The sequence below is a fragment of the Lacunisphaera limnophila genome, from assembly GCF_001746835.1.
Taxonomy (GTDB): domain Bacteria; phylum Verrucomicrobiota; class Verrucomicrobiia; order Opitutales; family Opitutaceae; genus Lacunisphaera; species Lacunisphaera limnophila.
Map to the genome: position 1 here is coordinate 1339309 of NZ_CP016094.1, position 19529 is coordinate 1358837.

Annotated in this window: 18 protein-coding genes; 11 read left to right on the plus strand and 7 right to left on the minus strand. The window is 63.8% G+C overall.

The window, feature by feature from the left end; genetic code table 11:
• The first annotated feature begins 97 nt into the window (after positions 1–97).
• The 10 genes from Verru16B_RS05615 (at position 98) to Verru16B_RS05655 (ending at position 10707) form a co-directional block, all read left to right on the plus strand.
• The gene (locus tag Verru16B_RS05615) at positions 98–337 is read left to right on the plus strand and encodes a hypothetical protein (protein ID WP_069961368.1); all 240 of its coding nucleotides are present in this window, start codon (positions 98–100) and stop codon (positions 335–337) included.
• A gap of 168 nt (positions 338–505) precedes the next feature.
• Positions 506–880 carry a hypothetical protein gene (locus Verru16B_RS05620; protein ID WP_157772253.1) on the plus strand — a complete coding sequence of 125 codons (375 nt, stop codon included), beginning with the start codon at positions 506–508 and terminating at the stop codon, positions 878–880.
• A gap of 129 nt (positions 881–1009) precedes the next feature.
• Positions 1010–1807, plus strand: a complete 798-nt coding sequence (locus tag Verru16B_RS05625; protein ID WP_069961370.1) for a hypothetical protein — start codon at positions 1010–1012, stop codon at positions 1805–1807.
• Between the two features lie 248 nt (positions 1808–2055).
• The gene (locus Verru16B_RS18280; RefSeq protein WP_157772255.1) at positions 2056–2454 is read left to right on the plus strand and encodes a hypothetical protein; all 399 of its coding nucleotides are present in this window, start codon (positions 2056–2058) and stop codon (positions 2452–2454) included.
• A gap of 117 nt (positions 2455–2571) precedes the next feature.
• Positions 2572–3882 carry a TolC family protein gene (locus Verru16B_RS05630; RefSeq protein WP_069961371.1) on the plus strand — a complete coding sequence of 437 codons (1311 nt, stop codon included), beginning with the start codon at positions 2572–2574 and terminating at the stop codon, positions 3880–3882.
• Positions 3879–4586 (plus strand): permuted SH3 domain-containing protein, encoded by a 708-nt coding sequence (locus Verru16B_RS05635; protein WP_157772257.1) that lies wholly within the window; start codon positions 3879–3881, stop codon positions 4584–4586. The genes Verru16B_RS05630 and Verru16B_RS05635 overlap by 4 nt, the downstream gene beginning before the upstream one ends.
• 18 nt (positions 4587–4604) lie before the next feature.
• A complete protein-coding gene (locus Verru16B_RS05640; RefSeq protein ID WP_069961373.1) occupies positions 4605–7769 on the plus strand; it encodes an efflux RND transporter permease subunit in 3165 nt (1054 codons plus the stop codon).
• A gap of 14 nt (positions 7770–7783) precedes the next feature.
• Positions 7784–8191, plus strand: coding sequence for a hypothetical protein (locus Verru16B_RS18285; protein WP_157772259.1), 408 nt, complete (start codon positions 7784–7786; stop codon positions 8189–8191).
• Between the two features lie 21 nt (positions 8192–8212).
• Positions 8213–8704, plus strand: a complete 492-nt coding sequence (locus tag Verru16B_RS05650) for a hypothetical protein (protein WP_069961375.1) — start codon at positions 8213–8215, stop codon at positions 8702–8704.
• A gap of 56 nt (positions 8705–8760) precedes the next feature.
• Entirely contained in the window at positions 8761–10707 is a 1947-nt protein-coding gene (locus Verru16B_RS05655; protein WP_237023475.1) for a heavy metal translocating P-type ATPase, read from the plus strand.
• A gap of 500 nt (positions 10708–11207) precedes the next feature.
• Here Verru16B_RS05655 and gndA read toward each other — a convergent pair whose 3' ends face one another.
• The 6 genes from gndA to Verru16B_RS05690 form a co-directional block, all read right to left on the minus strand.
• Positions 11208–12710, minus strand: coding sequence for an NADP-dependent phosphogluconate dehydrogenase (gene gndA, locus Verru16B_RS05665; RefSeq protein WP_069961377.1), 1503 nt, complete (start codon positions 12708–12710; stop codon positions 11208–11210).
• 85 nt (positions 12711–12795) lie between these two features.
• Positions 12796–13086 carry a hypothetical protein gene (locus tag Verru16B_RS05670; RefSeq protein ID WP_069961378.1) on the minus strand — a complete coding sequence of 97 codons (291 nt, stop codon included), beginning with the start codon at positions 13084–13086 and terminating at the stop codon, positions 12796–12798.
• A gap of 79 nt (positions 13087–13165) precedes the next feature.
• Positions 13166–14050, minus strand: coding sequence for a hypothetical protein (locus Verru16B_RS05675; protein WP_069961379.1), 885 nt, complete (start codon positions 14048–14050; stop codon positions 13166–13168).
• Between the two features lie 51 nt (positions 14051–14101).
• Positions 14102–15226, minus strand: coding sequence for a DNA polymerase III subunit beta (gene dnaN, locus Verru16B_RS05680; protein WP_069961380.1), 1125 nt, complete (start codon positions 15224–15226; stop codon positions 14102–14104).
• A 196-nt stretch (positions 15227–15422) separates the two neighbouring features.
• Positions 15423–16328 carry a CDP-diacylglycerol--serine O-phosphatidyltransferase gene (gene pssA, locus Verru16B_RS05685; RefSeq protein WP_069961381.1) on the minus strand — a complete coding sequence of 302 codons (906 nt, stop codon included), beginning with the start codon at positions 16326–16328 and terminating at the stop codon, positions 15423–15425.
• Between the two features lie 8 nt (positions 16329–16336).
• The gene (locus Verru16B_RS05690; RefSeq protein ID WP_237023476.1) at positions 16337–16657 is read right to left on the minus strand and encodes a type II toxin-antitoxin system RelE family toxin; all 321 of its coding nucleotides are present in this window, start codon (positions 16655–16657) and stop codon (positions 16337–16339) included.
• 315 nt (positions 16658–16972) lie between these two features.
• Between Verru16B_RS05690 and ilvA the strand changes: the two genes are divergently transcribed.
• Positions 16973–18127, plus strand: a complete 1155-nt coding sequence (gene ilvA / locus Verru16B_RS05695) for a threonine ammonia-lyase (protein ID WP_237023477.1) — start codon at positions 16973–16975, stop codon at positions 18125–18127.
• A 20-nt stretch (positions 18128–18147) separates the two neighbouring features.
• Here the strand turns inward: ilvA and Verru16B_RS05700 are convergent, their stop codons facing one another.
• On the minus strand, positions 18148–19416 hold the full coding sequence (locus tag Verru16B_RS05700; RefSeq protein ID WP_069961384.1) for an AmpG family muropeptide MFS transporter: 1269 nt from the start codon (positions 19414–19416) through the stop codon (positions 18148–18150).
• Positions 19417–19529: the final 113 nt, after the last annotated feature.

The window sequence follows — 19529 nt, forward strand, 5'->3', positions numbered from 1 at the left end:
CGCCGGATAACCTGAGTGGTTCGCGGTTCCCCGGTGTATGATAGATAGACAACCGAGCAACCCGCACGGTTCAAAGAAACCCAAAATCACTCACTCCATGAAAGCTACCAAACTTCTCTTCGCCGCCGCTGCCTTTGCCAGCCTCGCCTCGCTCAGCTTCGCCGGCCCTGGTCCTGAATACTGGGCGCGTATGAACAAGAATCAGAAGCCGGCCTCGTATCCGTCCATCTGGCAGACCAAATCATCGACCGAGACCAAGGTCCAGGCCACCGCCAAACCCGCGGGCGAGAAGGGCATGGCCTGCGCCGATTGCCAGGGCTGCGCCAAGAAGTCCTGACCGCCACGCCACCGGTCATCGTCGATCCAGCCGCCGCCACCGCCGCGCGGCTGGATTTTAGCCCGGCTGTCGGCGCGACCGTCGCGGCGCCCCTGTTATCTCTTTCCCGCTGCCGTCCCATTTCCCGCACCCACGAGCGAACAACCCAAACCCCAAATAGGATAAAACATGAAAACAAAACTGACAGTGCTCCTCCTCGCTGGCCTCCTTGTCGGCGCGTCCACAGTCCTCGCGGGTCCCCCCTCGGGAACCTGGCAAACGCTCAACAAGCCGGCCCAGTTCGAGAAGCTCAAGGCGGGCGACAAAGTCCTCTACGTGTGCAGCACGTGCCAGACCGTGACCGAAGTGACCATCAAGAGCCCCGACGAGGCCATGGAGCACTGCAAGGAAGGCGCCACCGTGACGTGCCCGTCCTGCAAGGTGAAGGTCAAGGTCGTCAACAAGGGCACGCCCAAAAATCCGTCGCTCGCACGGGAGGTGACCTACGTCAACGAGAAGGGCGAACCCTGCTTCTTCATCGCGAAGGCCGGCGAGAAGTCCTGACCGACCGGCTGCAACAATTCGCTCGTCGCCCGAATGTCTGAGCGGGCGACGAGTTCTCCTCAAGCGGCTTGAAAAGGACCCTGCGTTCCGCTCAGCAACGCCTTCTCCGTGTCCCACCACCCACCCCTGATGGTTGCCTCCTCTTTCCAGATCGCGCAAGCGCTGCACTACTTGCGCTCTGCCATCACAGCAAGACTGACCCTTGTTGTTTCGGTGCTGGCCTGGCTCCCATCGGGGCCTCTCTTGCGAGCATCAGACGATGCCCTGTCGCTCACGCTCTCTTCCGGTTTAGCTTCAGACCATGTTGATCGCGGGATCGAACGGGCCGGCGCCAGTTGGCAATCTTCTTTTTACGGCTCGGTGTCCGACTGGAAGGGGCGCGTGTGGTATGGCAGGCCACTTGACGCAGGCGGCGTAGAGGAGGTGCGCTCGTCCCTCGCCCACGGCTGGCAAGTGGGCAAGGTGACCGCGATTGAGGTCACGGGCACCCATTTCTGGTATGTGAATCAGCCGGTTTCTGGTGCGCCGGCTCACTCTTTCGAGGGTGTTGTGCGCCTGTCCTCGATAGCGCCCGAGCGATGGAACCCCGCCATCGAGATTGCTTACGACATCCGCTACCACGCTACCGCTGTCGAGCTGTCGGTTGAGCGCGAACGGCTGACCAGAGTGGGAGCCTGGTCGCTTCGGGCCTACGGAGGGCAGGTGTCCGCGCGGGACGTTTTGCCCGACGCCATTGGCGCTCCTCTTCGCGATAGCTACACCTATTGCGGGGCATCCATTGGACTTCGTCGGAGAGTCAGTCCGCACTGGAGCGTGCAGGGAGTGGCGGGCCTGGCCGGTTCCTCCAATCAGAATTCGGCTTGGTCAGACCTGCCGCCCCGAACCGCGCGCGGAAGATTCGCGCTGAACGCGCTCTACGATTTTTAGCTCGGCGGACTGTTCGGACAATGGATCACCCGGCCATGTCTGAATAGTGCCTAGTGTTCCGCCCGCAGTCCTCGCATTTGAAGCGTGGACTCCAAGGATTGCTCGAATTTAGTTGTTTCTCTCGGTCGCGACAAGTTACACAGCGACAATCAGAAGGCACGCCTTGTCGGTCGAAGGGAAGATCGCGATGAGTCAGCGTGGCCAAGCCGCGATTGACAAAAAATGCGCAGTGCCGATTACTGGTGATAGTGTCCCCGCTCCGCCACATCATCGCGATTGTCTTGTTGGCCCTCTGGTTGCCAACGACCCAGCATTGCGGATTGGAAGCGGCGGGGTTGATCGGAGCGGAAGTTCCCCATGGATCTGACTCGGGGTGTTGTCAGGTGGGCAGCGGCCCCTGCACCCATGATGGATGCAATGTGGTCGAGAGCGCCCTCATCAAGTCCACCAACGAAGTGATAAAGGTGCCGACTCCCTCGTTGGCCACCTGCACATGCTTCCTTTGTTTGCAGCTTTTGATGCCGGTCTTGGCCGTTGAGCCGAACCTCGCAGTTTCTGATTCCGAGAAGCCCGAGCATTGGGTTCCGGTCTGGCAGTTTGTCCGCCGCGCCGCGCCGCTGTCGCGTGCGCCTGCGCTTGTTGGTTGATTAGTCCCTGCGCGGACTGATCGACCCTGCTCCATCCCATCCCGCTGCGGGACGCCTGCGCGCCTGCATTTCCGGGGATGTTTTCGTTCACCGCCTTATTCCATCCTATCAATTTTCATGAAGCCCACTGTTTCCACGCCCTCCTCAATCATCCGCCCGGCTCTCGGGTTGGTGCTCCTCGCCCTCGCAGGCGTCGTGCGCGCCCAGAGCACGTCCGCCGAAGCCGCTCCCGCCGTTTCCCTGTCCACGCTCGTCAGCGAAATCACGGCCAAGAATCCCGAACTCGCCTTCTATGAGGCGGAGCTCGATGCCACCAAGGCCGGCCGCAAGGTCGCAGGCACCCGAGAAAACCCCGAACTCTCCGTGAGCGTGGGCCGCAAGCGCGTCACCGACCCGTTAGGTGCCCTTGCGGGTGAAGGCACCGCTTGGTCCGTGTCGGTATCCCAGACCTTCGATTGGCCGGGTCGTCTCGCTCTCCGCAAGGCCATCGCCAACCAGGACATCGTCCTCGCGGAACTCGGTCTGGCGCGCTTCAAGGCCGCACTTGCCAGTCGCGCACGCACGCTCACCTACGGGCTTTATGCCGCCCATGAACGCGCCGCCGCTGCCGCTGAAGTGGCCTCACGCTATCAGGCGCTGCGCGAACTCTTCCTCGCCCGAGAGCCCGGCGGCATCACTCCGCTGCTGGAGACGCGGGTCATCGAGGCGCAGGAGCTGACGCTTCAAAAGCGCGCCACCGAGGCCCAACTCGCCGTCCATGCAGCCCTCGTCGAATTGAATCAGCTTCGCGGCCTCCCGGTAGATACCCCAGTCACGGTCGCGCCGGTCAAACTCGCCCTGGGCTCCGCGCCCGATCTCGACCGCATTCTGTCCGCTGCTCGCGAGAACAGTTTTGAATTCAGGGCGGCAAAGCTCGAATTGGAGCAACAGGGGCTCGTCGTGTCACTGGCCCGCAATGAAGGCCGCCCAAGTTTCACTGTCAGCCCCTACCTGTCCCAGGAAAAGGCCGGCGACAAGGAGCGCACCTTCGGCATCGGCCTGTCCGTGCCATTGCCAGTGACCGGTCGCGCCGGCGCAAACATCGCGGCTGCCGAGGCCCGCCGCCGTCAGGCTGAAACCTCGGTCTTGGTCGCCCAGCGCAACATGGAGCGCGAGGTCATCACCGTTACCCACCGCCTCGCCGCCAAGCTGGCGGAATCCGCCAAGTGGACGCCCGACGCAGCCCGAAGGTTCCGCGAAGCGGCCGAACTGGCAGACCGCCATTACCGACTCGGTGCGGTGCCTATCTCCACCTACGTGGAGCTGCAAAATTCCTACCTCGAAGCGATTGAAGCTCTTTACGAGACCCAGTTGGAAGCCCTTGAAGCCGCCGGCACACTCCAACTCCTGACCGGTCTCGAACTCAACGCCGTGGAGACCCAGCCATGAACCGACCGCATTTCCTCTGGCTGACGATCCCCCTCCTGGGCGGATTGGCCCTCGCTGGTTGCGGAAAGTCCGCTCCAGCCGGCGGCCATGAAGGCCACGATCACAGTGCCCACAGTCACCCCGAAGGTGAAAGCCCGGTGCAGTTCAAGGAGGGTGCCGGATTGTTGCTCTCTGTCGAAACATCCGCCGCCCTCGGCCTGAAGACCGGGGAGGTGGAAGAGCGGACCGTTCGCCATACCTATGAGGTAACCGCCTCGGTCTTCGACGCCGGTCCCCCGGCCCGCGCCAGCTCGCTCGTTCCAGTCGAAATCGCTGACGATCTGGAAAAGCATCCGCCCACCGAAGCCAGGATTCTTGCGATCCTACGCGAGCTTTCCTCGGCAGTGACGCAGGTCGAGATCGTCTTTGCCGTCGCGGGCAACCCGCCCGTCGGTTCGACGATCAGCCTGACCCTCCGTGGCCCCGCCACCACGGGCACCGCCGTGCCCCGATCTGCGCTGCTGCGCACAGCCACCGGCACCTTCGTTTACGTTGTCAACGGAGCCAATCTGCTTCGCACGCCTGTCAAACCGGGCGCCAGCGACGGCGAATACATCGAAATTCTCGACGGACTCTATGCGGGCGACGTGGTCGCGACCGCCGGCGTCGAACAACTCTGGCTTACCGAACTCCGCCTCACCAAGGGCGGCGGCCACAGCCACTAATCCTCTTCCGATCCACTCATGATCGATAAAATTCTGGAATTCTCCCTCCGCCAGCGCGCCTTCGTCGTGCTCGGCGCCCTCGCGCTGCTCGGCGCGGGCATCTGGGCCGCCCTGCGGCTGCCCATCGACGCCACCCCCGACATCACCAACGTGCAGGTGCAGGTCAACACTGAGGTCAACGGTCTGGCCCCCGAAGAGATCGAAAAGCTCGTCACGTTCCCAATCGAAATGGAAATGAGCGGCGTGCCCGGCATGACCGAGCTGCGTTCGCTCTCCAAGACGGGCCTTTCACAGATCACCCTCGTCTTCGGCGAAGACACCGACATCTACCGCGCCCGGCAACTTGTCAGCGAGCGCATGCAAAATGTTGCCGAGGAGCTGCCGCCCGGCATCACCCCGAAGCTCGCGCCCATCTCCACCGGCCTGGGTGAAATCTTCTACTACGTCGTCGATTACAAGGACGACGCTCCGAACAAGCCCGAAACCAGGACCGCACAGCTCATGGAGCTGAAACTCATCCACGACTTTGTCGTGAAGCCGGGCCTGCGCACCGTTCCGGGCATCGCCGAGGTCAATGCCTCGGGTGGCTACGAAAAGCAGATTGTCGTCCAGCCCCGTCCGGACGCATTGCTCGCCACCGGCATCACGTTCAGCGACCTCGCCAGCGTCATCGGCGAAAACGTCGAGAACGCGGGCGGCGGGGCCGTTCAAATCGGCGGTGAACAGATCACCATCCGTGCTGACAGCCGCGTCCAGTCCGCGGCGGAAATCTCCCAACTCCCGATCAAATTCCGGGGTGCCGCCGCGAAACCGCTTCTCGTCCGTGATGTTGCCGACGTGGGCATCGGGAGCAGCCTTCGCACCGGCTCAGCAACCTACAACGGCAAGGAGGCCGTGCTCGGGGCCGCGCTCATGCTGGCGGGCGAGAATTCCCGCATCATTGCCAAGCGCGTCGCGGAAAAACTCGTGGAAATCACCCCCAAGCTGCCGCCCGGGGTGACCATCACCACCGTTTATGACCGCACTGACTTGGTGGACCGGACCATCGCCACCGTCGAAAAGAACCTCTTCGAGGGCGCTGTCCTTGTGGTCGTCGTCCTGCTCGGTCTTCTGGGCAACTGGCGGGCCGCGCTGATCGTCGCCCTGGCCATCCCGCTGTCGTTTCTCTTCGCCATCACGGGCATGGTGCGTTTCGGCGTCTCCGGCAACCTGATGAGCCTCGGCGCGGTGGACTTCGGTCTCATCATCGACGGTGCTGTGGTGATGGTGGAAAACATCGTCCGCCGGCTCGGCGTGCGCCAACACGAGTTGCACCGCACGCTAACGCTGGAGGAGCGGATGCATACCGTGCTCGCCGCTGCCAAGGAAGTCGGCCGCCCGACCTTCTTCGGCGTCTTCATCATCACCATCGTCTACGTGCCCATCCTCTCGCTGACCGGCATCGAGGGGAAGATGTTCAAGCCGATGGCCCTCACGGTCATCTTTGCCTTGATCGGCGCGCTGATCCTCTCTCTGACCCTCATGCCCGTGCTCTGCTCGTATTTCCTGCGCGGTAAGATCACAGAGGAGGACAACTTCCTCGTCCGTGCCGCGAAGGCGGTCTATCGCCCGACGCTCGAAGTGGCGCTTCGCCTTCGCTGGCTCTTTGTCGGCGTAGCCGTCGCACTCTTCGTCGGCGCCGTCGTCCTCTTCACCCGGCTCGGAGCGGAGTTCGTGCCGCAGCTCGACGAAGGCTCCTACGCGGCTCACATGATCCGCACAACCAGCATCGGGCTCGACGCCGCCATCGCCATGCAGGAGCGGTCGGAAAAAATCCTGAAGGAGCGATTCCCCGAGGTGACCTACACGTTTTCCCGCATCGGCACCTCGGAGGTCGCGACGGACCCGATGGGCGTCAACGTCGCTGACACCTACATCTTCTACAAGCCCTTCGACCAGTGGCCGAAGGACGAACACGGCCACACGCCGACCAAGGACGAGGTCGCCACACGCATGGCGGCGGAACTCGCCGCCCAACTACCGGCCGAGTCCCACCTCTTCTCCCAGCCCATCGAGATGCGGTTTAACGAAATTCTGGAAGGCACCCGGGCTGACATTGCCGTGAAGGTGTTTGGCGACGACTACGCGGAAATCGAGCGCATCGCCTCCGAGGCCCGCGAGATTCTCGAACGGGTTCCCGGTGCGGCCGACGTGGAGTTCGACGCCCTGGGCAAGGCCCCGATGCTGGAGATCAAGCTCAAGCGCGACGCCATGACCCGTTACAACGTCCATGCAAGCGAGGTGAATGCCACCGTGGCAACCGCGCTCGCTGGCACGGAGACCGGTGTGATTGTGGACGGCAATCGCCGGTATCCGATCGTCGTCCGGCTTCCGGAAAACCTCCGCGCCGCCTTCGACGAACTCAAGCACCTGCCGCTGCGCTCCTCCCACGAGGAAGGAGTCATCACCCTTGGGCAGGTCGCCGATTTCGTCATTACCGAGAAGGTCAACACCATCGCCCGCGAATTCGGCCAACGCCGCGCCGCCATCATGGTGAACCTTCGCGGTCGCGATGTGGAGAGCTTCGTCCTCGAAGCCCGCGCGAAGGTCAATGAGTCGATCAAGCTGCCCCCAGGCTACTCCATCGAGTTCGGTGGGCAGTTCAAAAACCTCCAAGAAGCCCGCGCCCGCCTTGCGGTCATCGTTCCGGTGGCGCTCGCCGTCATCTTCCTCCTAATCTTCTTCGCCTTCGGCAGCCTGCGCCAGGCGTCACTCGTCTTCTCGGGCATCCCTCTTGCTGTCACCGGCGGCGTCTTTGCCCTCTGGCTGCGCGACCTGCCGTTCTCGATTTCCGCGGGCATCGGCTTCATCGCCCTTTCCGGCGTGGCTGTGCTCAACGGCGTCATGCTCGTGAGCTACTTCAACCAACTCCGCGAACTTGGCCGAACAGTCCGCGAGGCTACCATCGAAGGTTCTCTCACCCGCCTGCGGCCAGTGCTAATGACAGCCCTTGTGGCCTCACTCGGCTTCCTGCCCATGGCGCTCGCCCACGGCGCGGGTGCCGAGGTCCAGCGTCCGCTCGCGACCGTTGTCATAGGCGGCATCGTCAGCGCGACCTTCCTCACGCTCGTGCTGCTGCCCGCACTATATGACTGGTTCGAGCGGGACACGAATTCTGGCTCATCGGAACAAGCCTCAACCTGAACCGAAGGAAACGCATGAAACCCAACCTGTGGCTAATACTCCTCGCGTCAGCCGCTCTGGCCGGCTGCGCCACGCCCTTTCGGGCGCCCGAAGACGTGTCTCACATCAAACTTGATACGGCAGATTCGCGACTAGTTCGGGTCGAGAAAGTCTGGCTGGAGGGCAAACAGGGACACTTAGCGGTGCGCGGCTATGTGCTCAAACGCCTCAATAACGACGATACAAGCGGGACGCATCTCGACGTGACGTTGTTTGACGCCGACGGTCGGGTGCTCCGCAGCACCGTGGAGCATTTTGAGCCCCGACGAATACCCCCGCGCTTTCGCCGCCCCCACAGTGCCTCCTACCGGGTGATGCTTGACCCCTTGCCGGTCGGCACAGTCCGTATCGAAGTCCGCGCTCATGAAGGTCACCACTTCTGATTCTCAACCTCCGTTATTCCTATGAAAACCATCCGCAACCTCATCCTCACCTCATTCGCGCTGATGGCCACGGCCGTGGCGTTCGCAGCCAAGCCGATTCCCGGCCCAAAGGGCGGCAAGGTCGTCACTACGGAGGCTCCCCATGTGGAGTTCTTCGTCGAGAAAGACCGCACAATCACCGTGTCCTTCTACGACAAGGATCTCAAGCTGGTGACCCCATCCGGCCAGGTGGTTTCGGTGGTGGCCGAAGCCAAGACCGGCAAAGTGAACCTCGCGTTCGCGACCAAGGACGGCGCGCTCGTCTCGTCCGCTCCGTTGCCTGAGGGCGATGGGTATCGCATCGTCGTGCAAGTCCGCGACTCGGCCCAAGCCAAACCCAAGAACTATCGCCTGGATTTTCACGACGAAGCCTGCGGTGAGTGCAAACGTGCTGAATACGCCTGCATCTGCGAGGAGCACGGCGAAGAGGGCGGCGAAGAGGGCGGCGAAGAGGGCGGCGAACACAAGCATTGATGTCGGTCAGGCGTGCCCAGTCCCACACCCATCAGCTACAGGATAAATCGAGCACCATGAGCGAAGACGACCACAGCCATGAACCCGGTTGCGAGCACCCGCACGACAACCGGCGCGAGACCGTGAGTTTGCTTGTATCAGGTGTGCTGGTGGGGGCCGCTCTCCTTGCCGGCCAGTCGGGGGCCGGCGGACAATTGCTCACCGCCCTCTTTGCCGGCACAGGCATGCTGGCCGGAGGTTGGTTCCTCCTGCCGAAGGCTTGGCGGTCGGTCCGACGGCTGCAGCCGGACATCAACCTGTTGGTTGTCTTCGCGGCCATCGGGGCCTCGGTGATTGGCGAGTGGGTAGAGGCCTCGGCTGTGGTGTTTCTCTTTGGTGTCGCTGAATGGCTGGAAGGCTGGGCTGATCGGCGGGCGCGGCGGGCGACGGAGGCGTTGCTGGAACTGGCACCGAAGATCGCCGTCGTGAAACGCGATGGACGGTTTGTCGAAGTGTCGGTGGATCAAGTCGCGCTCGGCGAGACCGTCGCGACCAAATCTGGCATGGGCATCCCCCTCGATGGGGTCGTGTTATCCGGGGAGTCCGCAGTCAACCAAGCTCCGATCACCGGAGAGTCGGTGCCGGTGGACAAAAAGCCGGGCGACACCGTGTTTGCCGGCACGATCAACGGAGAAGGGTCGCTGGAAATCAAAGTAACCAAGACGACCGGCGACACGACCTTGGCTCGAATCATTCGGCTGGTTGCTGAGGCGCAGGAGCAGAAGGCACCCACGCAGCGCTTCGTGGATGTGTTCGCCCGTTACTACACCCCCGCCGTCACCGCGGTGGCCTTGTTGGTTTTTCTCGTGCCGCCGCTGCTGATGGAGGGCGACTGGAACACCTGGCTCTATCGGGCTTGTGTGTTGCTCATCATCGCCTGCCCATGCGCCTTGGTGATTTCCACTCCGGTCAGTATCGTCGCCGGCCTGACTGCGCTTGCTCGGCGAGGCGTGCTGGTCAAGGGCGGTGCCCACCTTGAAACCATCGGCCGCCTCAAGGGGCTGGCCGTGGACAAGACCGGAACCATCACGGAAGGAAAACCCCAGGTGCTTGGCGTCGAGCTGTTGGGCTCGGCGACCATGTCCCAAGTCCTGGCTGTTGCCGCTTCCATTGACGACCATTCGGCGCATCCATTGGCTAAGGCCGTGGTCGCGCACGCAAAGTTTCAGAAGACCCCCTATGGCCGCGCGACCAAATACCAGGCCCGCAGTGGCCGGGGAGCCGAGGGCTTGATCGACGGCCACGCCTACTTTGTCGGCAACCACCGTTTCGCCCACGAACTAGGGGTGTGCTCGGAAAGTGTCGAAACCCGGTTGGCGGCGATCGAAGCCCGGGGGCAGTCCGTGGTGGTAGTCGGCCATCGCCCGCATGATGGGTGCAAAGGCGAAGTCTTGGGAATCATCGCCATCGGCGATACGCTGCGACCCAACGCCAAGGCCGCGATTGCTGCGTTGCATGAAGCTGGGGTCGAACAAGTCGTGATGCTGAGCGGCGACAACCAACGCACCGCCGAATTCATTGCCCGTCAGGTCGGAATCGACGAGGCTAGGGGTGATTTGCTGCCCAACGACAAGGTCGAGGCCGTGAAGGCCCTGCGAGCGAAACATGGTGTGGTTGGTATGGTCGGCGATGGCGTGAATGACGCCCCCGCGATGGCCACGGCGAACATCGGAATCGCGATGGGCGCGGCGGGCACGGATGCCGCCATCGAGACGGCCGACATTGCCCTGATGCAGGACGAACTCGGAAAGATCGCCGAAACGATCCGATTGGGACGACGGACCCTAGGCATCATCCACTTCAACATCGCTTTCGCGCTCAGTCTTAAAGCCGTCTTCCTCGTGCTCACCTTGATCGGCTACGCGAGCCTATGGCTGGCGATCATGGCGGACACCGGGGCCACCCTGCTCGTCATCGCTAACGCCCTGCGCCTGCTTGCTGCGCCTAAACCTTCCACCCAATGACGAGTCATGCGAGCGAAACGACTTCTGCGGAAAGCGTCCAAGCCCTCGCGCAAGGTTCAATGGGAGCCCGATTTCATCCCATGGGGCGTCGGGATCGGCCTGTTGCTCGGATTAGCCGCTGAGGTTTACTCGCACGGGAATATATTGTGGTTGAGCGGGGGCGGACTCGCCGGCGGCGTAGCTGGCGCGATCTGCGACACTGCCCTGTTCGTCTATCGCCTCATTCGCCGGAAGCGCTCAATGAAGAGGTCACTGCACCCGTGACATCCCTTGGGATGACCACGCCAGAGGGCGATCGGCTCAGGCCTGAGCAGTGACGGTCTTTATCGTTTCTTAAATGGGCAAACCATTTAAGCCGTGCCTATTATGGGCCGTGGTGGTTGCAAAACAAGGCCCTAGCTTACTAAATTCTCCGTGGTGACGATTCAATAGTCACTGGTGACGTTTTGATTATCACCAGTGACGTTTTGAATTATCCGGAAACATTGGCCGGAAAAACCTCAGGCCTCCAATTGAGGCCGCGTGGGTTCCGGCCAATCAATGTGGAAGAACTTGCCGCGGGGCTTGTCCGTGCGCTCGTAGGTGTGGGCGCCGAAGTAGTCGCGCTGGCCCTGGAGGAGGTTGGCCGGCAGGCGGGCCGAGCGGTAGCTGTCGTAGTAGGCGAGCGCCGAGCTGAAGGTCGGGGCCGGCACGCCGCACTCGGCGGCGAGGGCGACGACCTTGCGCCAGTTCTCCTGCGCCTTCTTCACCGTCTTGTTGAAGTAGGCGTCGAGGAGCAGGTTCGCGAGCTTCGGGTTGCGGGCGTAGGCCTCGGTGATCTTCTGGAGGAAGGTCGCGCGGATGATGCAACCGCCGCGCCATATCTGGGCGATCTCGCCGAAGTTGAGCTTCCAATTGTATTCCTGCTGGGCGGTGCGCATGAGCTGGAAGCCCTGGGCGTACGAGCAGATCTTGGAGCAGTAGAGGGCGTCGTGGATGGCCTGGACGAGCGCCTTTTTGGAGCCGCGGTATTTCTTCTTCGGGCCCTTGAGGATCTTCGAGGCGGCGACACGCTCCTCCTTCACGGCGGAGATGCAGCGGGCGAACACGGACTCGGCGATCGTCGGGGCGGGCACGCCCATGTCGAGCGCGTTGACCGAGGTCCACTTGCCCGTGCCCTTCTGGCCGGCGGTGTCGAGGACGATGTCGACGAAGGGTTTCTTCGTGACCGGGTCCTTCTGCTTGAGGATGTCGGCGGTGATCTCGATGAGGAAGGAGCCGAGCATGCCCTGGTTCCACTCGGAGAAGATCGCGCCCATCTCGGCGGGCTTGAGGCCGAGGAGGCCCTGCATCAGCGCGTAGGCTTCGCAGATCATCTGCATGTCGCCGTACTCGATGCCGTTGTGGACCATCTTGACGTAGTGGCCCGCGCCGTTCTCGCCGATGTAGGTGGCGCAGGGGACGCCGCCCTTGATGGGCTTGCCGGGCGCGGCGCCGGTGAGGGGCTTGCCGGTCTTGGCGTCGACCTTCGCGGCGATCGCGTTCCACACGGGGGCGAGTTCCTTGTAGGCCTCGCGGTCGCCGCCGGGCATGAGGGCCGGGCCGAAGCGCGCGCCTTCCTCGCCGCCGGACACGCCGGAGCCGATGAAGCGGAGACCCTTTTCCTTCAGCGCCTTCTCGCGGCGGATCGTGTCGGTCCAGAGCGCGTTGCCGCCGTCGATGATGATGTCACCCGGCTCGAAGAGCGCGGCGAGGCCGTCGATGACGGCGTCGGTGGCCTTGCCGGCCTGGACGAGGATGACGGCCTTGCGGGGCTTAGCCAACGACTGGACGAACTCCTCGAGGGTCTTGGTGCCGACCACGCCGCCGGGGGTGGAGGGGTTTTCCGCGACAAATTTCTCGGTCTTCTCGACGGTGCGGTTGTAGACCGAAATCTGGAAGCCGTGGTCGGCGATGTTGAGGGCGAGATTCTGACCCATCACGGCGAGGCCGATGAGTCCGATGTCGGAGTGGGTTTTGGCCATAGGGAATGTCTGGTGTAGCGCCACCCCCAGCAAAGACCAACCTGTTTTTGGGCGGCCGCGTGTAATATCGCGGCCGCGATCTGGTTCAGTTCTTCTGCTTCGAGCTATAAGAGCCCGCGCTGGGGAAAAACGGGGCAATCCGCTCGACCACCGGGGTCAGGAATTTCGGCTCGTTCCGGTTATAGACCCAGGAAAAGAAAACCACCGTGAAGACCACGAAGATGACCACGCCGGCGATGACCTTGTTCATCTTCATCACGCGCCGGTATAGCAGGATGGCGAGGATGAACGCCCCGATGCCAGCGCCGATCTTCAGCCAGACGTCGGGCTTGAGGGTTTGGAGTTTTTCCAGGGCGGTGACGGCAAACAGGAGCATGGGACAGGAGTTATCCCGATTGGCGGGGCAGACGAGTCATTTTTGCGGGGGGTCGGGGATTCACCCGGCTTTGACCGCCTCAGGAATAGCGACTGGCCAAACCCAGATAATCCAGCAGCCAGGCTTCCCGCCAGACCCGGAAACGGCCCTCCGGGGTGATCTTGCCGTATTCCTCACGCTCGGCGTGGGGCAGGAGGTAGCCCAGCTCCGTGTTGATCATCTCCATCTGCTGTTGCTGCTGGTTGATGTCATCGATCGGGCTGGTGTCCCAGGCCACCGGCGTCTCCCCGGCCGCGGCCACGCGGTGGCTGTGCCGGGCGACGAGGGCGGCCAGATCGCGGCGCCACGGGGTGCGCTCGACGTGCCAGTGTTCCGGATAGAAACCGCCGAAGGGGATGTAGAGGTTGTCGGTGACGTAGCGGCGGCCCGCGGCCGTGCGGGTGACCAGGCTGTAGCAGACGGTGATCGCCCCGCTTTCCTGCGGCACGAAGAGCGTGTGCAGGCGCACCGTGTTGTCGTGGTTCTGGTGGACCGAGGTCCGCAACCAGATCCCGCCGCCGAGCTCGGCCTTCAGCGCCTGCACGGAGGTGTAGCGTTGGTCCCGGAGCCAGTCGCGCACCTTGAGCAGGCGCTTCTGCGTGGGCCACTCGTCGCCGGTGGTGTTCACCACATACCGGGGAAAGAGCGGCAGCGGGCTGAGGCTGATGGCGCTCACCTTGAGCCAGTTGAAGGCGGACTCGATGAGGAACCAGAGCAGGAACGCCGCAAGCGCCACGGTCCAGGCGGGGCGGTCGATCCACGCGAGCTGGGTGTTGGCCTGGGCGGCGAAGAGGGCGAAGAGGATCCAGCGGAGCCACCGGATCGGGATGGCGAGCAAGGGCGAGGCCAGCCGCAGGTTGATGTAGAACAACAGCAGCAGGAGCGCGACCGCCGGGGCGAGAACCAGGGACAGCGTCTCGGACATGGTGGCGGAGGTGGAACGCGGCGGGGTGGGTCACCCCGCCCCCAAGGGCACTCAGCTCAGTCGGACCGGCATGATGACGCAGACGAAGCTCTCCAGGGTCTTGAAGACGCCGGGGCTGACCTCGTCCTTCAGCTCGAAGAAGACTTCGTCCTTGGTCAGGGCGCGGAGCGGATCCATCACAAACTGGGGATTGAAGGCGACCTGAAGATCGGGGCCGCTGTAGGAGATCGCCATCGACTCGTGGGCCTCACCGAAATCGGGCGAGGAGGCCGTGATCTCGAGGAGGTTGGAAGTGACCTTGATCTTGACCGAGTTGGACTTCTCAGAGGTGACCAGCGCGGCGCGGTGGACACACTGGAGGAAGAGTTCGCGCTCGAGCTTGATGCGCTGGTGGGTCTCCTTCGGGATGACCTGCTGGTAGTTCGGGTAGTTGCCCTCGACCACTTTGGAGAAGAGGAAGATGCTGTCGGTCAGGCCGCCAGCTTCCTTCCCGGTCTCGATCTGGAAGGCCGCGCGGCGTTCGTTGAAGGCGATGGTGAGCTTTTCGCCCTTGCCGAGGAGGCGCAGCAGCTCGGCCACGGTCTTAGCGGGGAGGATGATGGCGCCGCTGGCGGCGGCCGGCACGGCGAGGTCCTTGCTCACGAGGGCGAGGCGGCGGCCGTCGGTCGCGACGAGGGCGAGCTTGCCGTCCTTGAAGCTGAAGTAGACCCCGTTGAGGATGTAGCGGGTTTCGTCGGTCGACTGGGCGTAGGCGACGTTGCCGAGCATCGTGGCGAGTTCGCCCTGGTCGAGGGTGTGGCTCTTGTCGTCGTTGGAGTCGGGGAGCTTCGGGAACTCCTCGGCGCCGATGCCCATGATGCGGAAGTTGGAACCGCCGGAGGCGATCTTGGCCTGGTGGTTGGGGGTGGAGTCAAACGAGACATCCACGTTGGGCAGCTCGCGGACGATGGTGGCGAGGCGCTTGACCGGCAGGGTGATGGAGCCGCCTTCCTTGACCTCGGCCTTGATGCGGCAGCGGATGCCGAGGTCGAGGTTGGTGGTCGTCAGGGAAATGTGGTCCTTCTCCGCCTCGATGAGCACGTTGCTCAGGATGGGCATGGCCGCCTTGGATCCCACGACATTGAGGACCTGGGCCAGGCCGTTGCTGAAATGGTCGCGGTTGATCTTGAATTTCATCGGGCGAATCTTGGTTGGGGGGCGTTGATTAACAAAGGAATGATTGAATAGTTATTCAACAAGGAAGTATCCGTATTATTATGGTCCGCGATTATGAGAGCAACCCGGCGTTTTCAGAGGAGGAAACGGGGCCGGGCGGGCGGTGAGGCGTTTCCCGGTAACCGCGAATAACCCCGGGTTTGTTCACAGGAAAAAGTTATTCAGAATCGCCCTGCTTCATTTTCACAACCTTCCGGCGCAGGACCCGCATCTGGGCTTGCCGGGCAACGCGCCGGTAATGGGCGAAGAGGCCGTACGCGATATAACCGAGGAAAATGAAGAAGATCGCGACCTCCCGCAGGCGCCACAGCAGGGCCACGCCGATGAAGACGAGGACGAAGGTGCGGAAGCGGGTCTTGGTCTCCCAGTTCACCTGTTTGAAGCTGGGGTAGCGGATGGAGCTGACCATCAGGAACGAGACCAGGATCAGGATGAACGGCAGGGCGAGAGCCCATTGGCGCAGCTCGCGGGCGTTCAGCTCCAGGTTCAGCAGCAGGAGGACGAGCGAGGCCAGCGTGCCGGCGGCGGCCGGGATGGGCAGGCCAATGAAATCCTTGTGGGATTCAGCCTCGGCGCGGTGCAGGAGCGGGTTGGTGATGACGTTGAAGCGGGCGAGGCGCACCGCCCCGCACAGCAGGTAGACAAAGGCGATCAGCCAGCCGAGCTCGCGGAACCACTGGTAGTCCTCCCGCGGCGCCAGGATCAGGAAAAACGCCATCAAGGCCGGGGCCATGCCGAAGGAGACGACATCGGCCAGCGAGTCGAACTCCGCGCCAAAGAGGGAGGTGCGCCCGCCCATGCGGGCCAGGCGGCCGTCGAGCGAGTCGAAGACCACCGCCGCGAGGATGAACCAGACCGCCTGGGTGTAGAGCTCGATCGAGGTCAGGGCCGGGTGGGAAACGGCGTATTCGCCGCCGTCCGTGATCAGGCGCGCCTGGATGCACTTGATGACCGCGATGAACCCGCAGAAGAGGTTCCCGGCCGTCATGAGGTTCGGCAGGAAATAAATCCGGCTGGCCTGGGTGACGTTGTAGGGGTTTTCCCGTTGTTCCAGATCAGACATGGGCGGCGTTACTTGGTCAGGCTGTCGAGGTACTTCCAGAATTTGGAGTGTTGCTCGAAGAGCTGCTGCTCGGACACCGGCAGCTTCATGCGGAAAAGCACGTCCTCCAGGGAGTCCTTGTGCAGGATGTACTGGGTGTGGAGGGTCTCGCCCTCGACGGTGAAGTAGAAGCGGAAGTCGCCCGCGCGCAGCCGGTAGTAGGCGAGTTCCCCGCGCGTGAACTTGCCCAGCGGTTCCCGCGGGTTGGCCAGGTCGGAGGGGCGGATGCGGCTGATCGGCTCGATGGCTTCGAGCTGCGCCAGCTTGTCGAGCCGGTTTAGCTCGCGCATGCTTTGCTCGGAAAAAGTGACCTGATACATGATGGGTGGGCGTGGACGGTGGGACGGGCGGAACCGGAGGCCGTTGACCCGCAGTCATCAGGCCGGAACCGGACGTTGTGAATGGCTGGTCTGTAACCCACCGGATACCGACAGCAACGCAATTAATCCGGCCCCCGGGCAGGGGACGGGGTGCCGGACGTCGCGCGGACGTAACAGGATTGCCCCGCACGGTCCGCCTGACAGGCTCGGGGTGTCATCCACCCCGAGCCCGTCACCCTTGCCTCCATCCGCGCCGCCCGCCGCCGCCTCGCCGGCGGGGTGGTCGTGACGCCCTGTCCGGAATCCATCCCGTTGTCGGACATCACCGGGGCGCGGATCTTCTGCAAACTCGACAACCTCCAGCGCACCGGCTCGTTCAAGGAACGCGGGGCGCGCAACGCGCTCCTGCAGCTGGAACCCCGGCAGAAAAAGCGCGGCGTGATCGCGGCCTCGGCCGGGAACCACGCGCTGGGCCTGGCGTATCACGGCCAGCTGCTCGGCATCCCGGTCACGGTGGTGATGCCGGACTACGCGCCGCTCATCAAGGTGAGCACCTGCCGGAAACTGGGCGCGGTCGTGGTCATGGCGGGCCGCGATTTCGCGGAGGCGCGCGCCCGGGCCGACGAGCTGGCGGCGGCGGAAGGCCTCGCCTACATCCACGGTTTTGACGACCCCGCGATCATCGCCGGCCAGGGCACGATGGCGCTGGAGATGCTCGAGCAGGTGCGCGACGCCGACGCCATCGTCTGCCCGATCGGCGGCGCCGGCCTCCTCGCCGGTCTCGCGGTCGCGGCCAAGGCGCTGCGGCCCGGGATCAAAATCATTGGCGTCGAATCCGGGGCGACGGCCAGCTTCACCGCCGCGCTCCGCGCCCGGCGGCCGGTCACCATCCCGCGCCGGGCCACGCTGGCGGACGGCCTGGCCGTGCTGCGCGTAGGCGACAACGCCTTCCGGCTGGCCCGCCCCCGGGTGGACCGCGTGGTCCGCGTGACCGAGGACTGGATCGCGCTCGCGATCCTTCGCATGATCGAGCTCGAGAAGATTGTGGTCGAGGGCGCGGCGGCCGCCCCGCTGGCCGCCTTGATGGCCGGCCTGCTGCCCGAGTTGCGCGGTAAAAAAACCATTCTCACCGTCTGCGGCGGCAACATCGACCCCGCGATGCTCAGCCGCGTCATCGAGAAGGGTCTCGTGCACGACGGCCGGCTGGCGCGTTTCACGGTGATCATCAGTGACCGCCCCGGCGGCTTGGCCGAACTGACGCGCGTCATCGCCGCGAGCGGCGCCAGCATCAAGGACATCGCCCACGACCGCGCCTTCAGCGGTCCCGATGTGTCGGCGGTCAACGCCGTGTGCACGGTCGAGACGCGCGACCATGCCCACGTCCGCGAGCTCCACCGCGCCCTGCGCCGACAGGGCTTTCCCGTCTCGGTGGCGAAATAAACCGGCGCCAGCCCGAGGCCTTACGCCGCTTTTTTTCCGTAGGCCGGGTCGATCTTGACCAGCGCGGTGGCGAGGAGCGAGGGCAGGGTGGCGAGGCAGACCCAGACGAAGAACCAGCGGTAGCCGAGCTGTTCCTGAATCCAGCCGGCGGCCATGCCGGGAAGCATCATGCCGAGCGCCATGAAGCCGGTGCACAGCGCGTAGTGCGCCGTCTTGTGCTCCCCGTCGGCCACCATCATCATGTACACCATGTAGGCGGTGAAGCCGAAGCCGTAGCCGAATTGCTCCACCGCCAGCGCCGTGCCGATCAGGGCCAGGGACTCCGGCCGGGCCACCGCCAGGAGGATGAACACGGCGTTCGGCGCGTGCATCGTGAGGATCATCGGCCACAGCATGCGCCGGAGGCCGAAGCGCGAGATCAGGTAGCCGCCCACAAGGCCGCCCAAGGTCAGCGCGATGATGCCGATCGTGCCGTAGACGATGCCCACTTGCTGCGTCGTCAGCCCCAGCCCGCCGGCCTCGCGGCCATCGAGCAGGAAGGGCGTCACGAGCTTCAGCAGCTGGGCCTCGGCAAGCCGGTACACCAGCAGGTAGGTCAGGATGATACCGATGCCCGGCTTGCGGAAGAACGACGCGAAGACCGCGAGGTAGTCGGCCCCCGCCGTCGGCGAGCGCCGCGCCGGGGTGTCGCCAGTCGGCCGGGGCAACGCGGCCAGATGCCACAGCCCGGCCAGCACGAAGAACACCGCCAGCACGACAAACACCCAGGCCCAGGCGCGGGCGAAGTCGCCCGTCCGCGCCTGCAGCGCGCCGGCGAGGTAGACCAGACCGCCTTGACCCGCGATCATCGCCAGCCGGTAGAAGGTGCTGCGGACACCCACAAATGCTGCCTGCTGGTGGGGCGGCAGCGCGAGCAGGTAGAAGCCGTCGGCCGCGATGTCATGGGTCGCGGAGCTGAACGCCATCAGCCAGAAGACCGCCAGCGTGTAGCGGAAGAAATCCGGCCCCGGCACGGTCAGGGCCACCAGCGCCAGGGCGGCGCCGACGAGGAACTGCAGGGTGACGATCCACCACCGTTTCGTGCGAAAGAGATCCACGAACGGCGACCAGAGCGGCTTGATGACCCAGGGGAGGTAAAGCCAGCTGGTGTAGAGGGCGATGGCCGTGTTGGAGACCCCGAGATTTTTGTACATGACAACCGACAGGGTCATCACGACGACGTAGGGAATGCCTTGGGCGAAGTAGAGCGACGGGATCCAGCGCCAGGGCTGCGGGGAGGAGGACTCCATGGTTGGCAACACGGTGGTGGCCGCGCCGCCCCGGCGCAACGGCAGACCGCGCCACTTTAGGACAAGGTACGCGGAGCTAACACCCTTGCCGTGAATCCGGATTTTCCGTCATA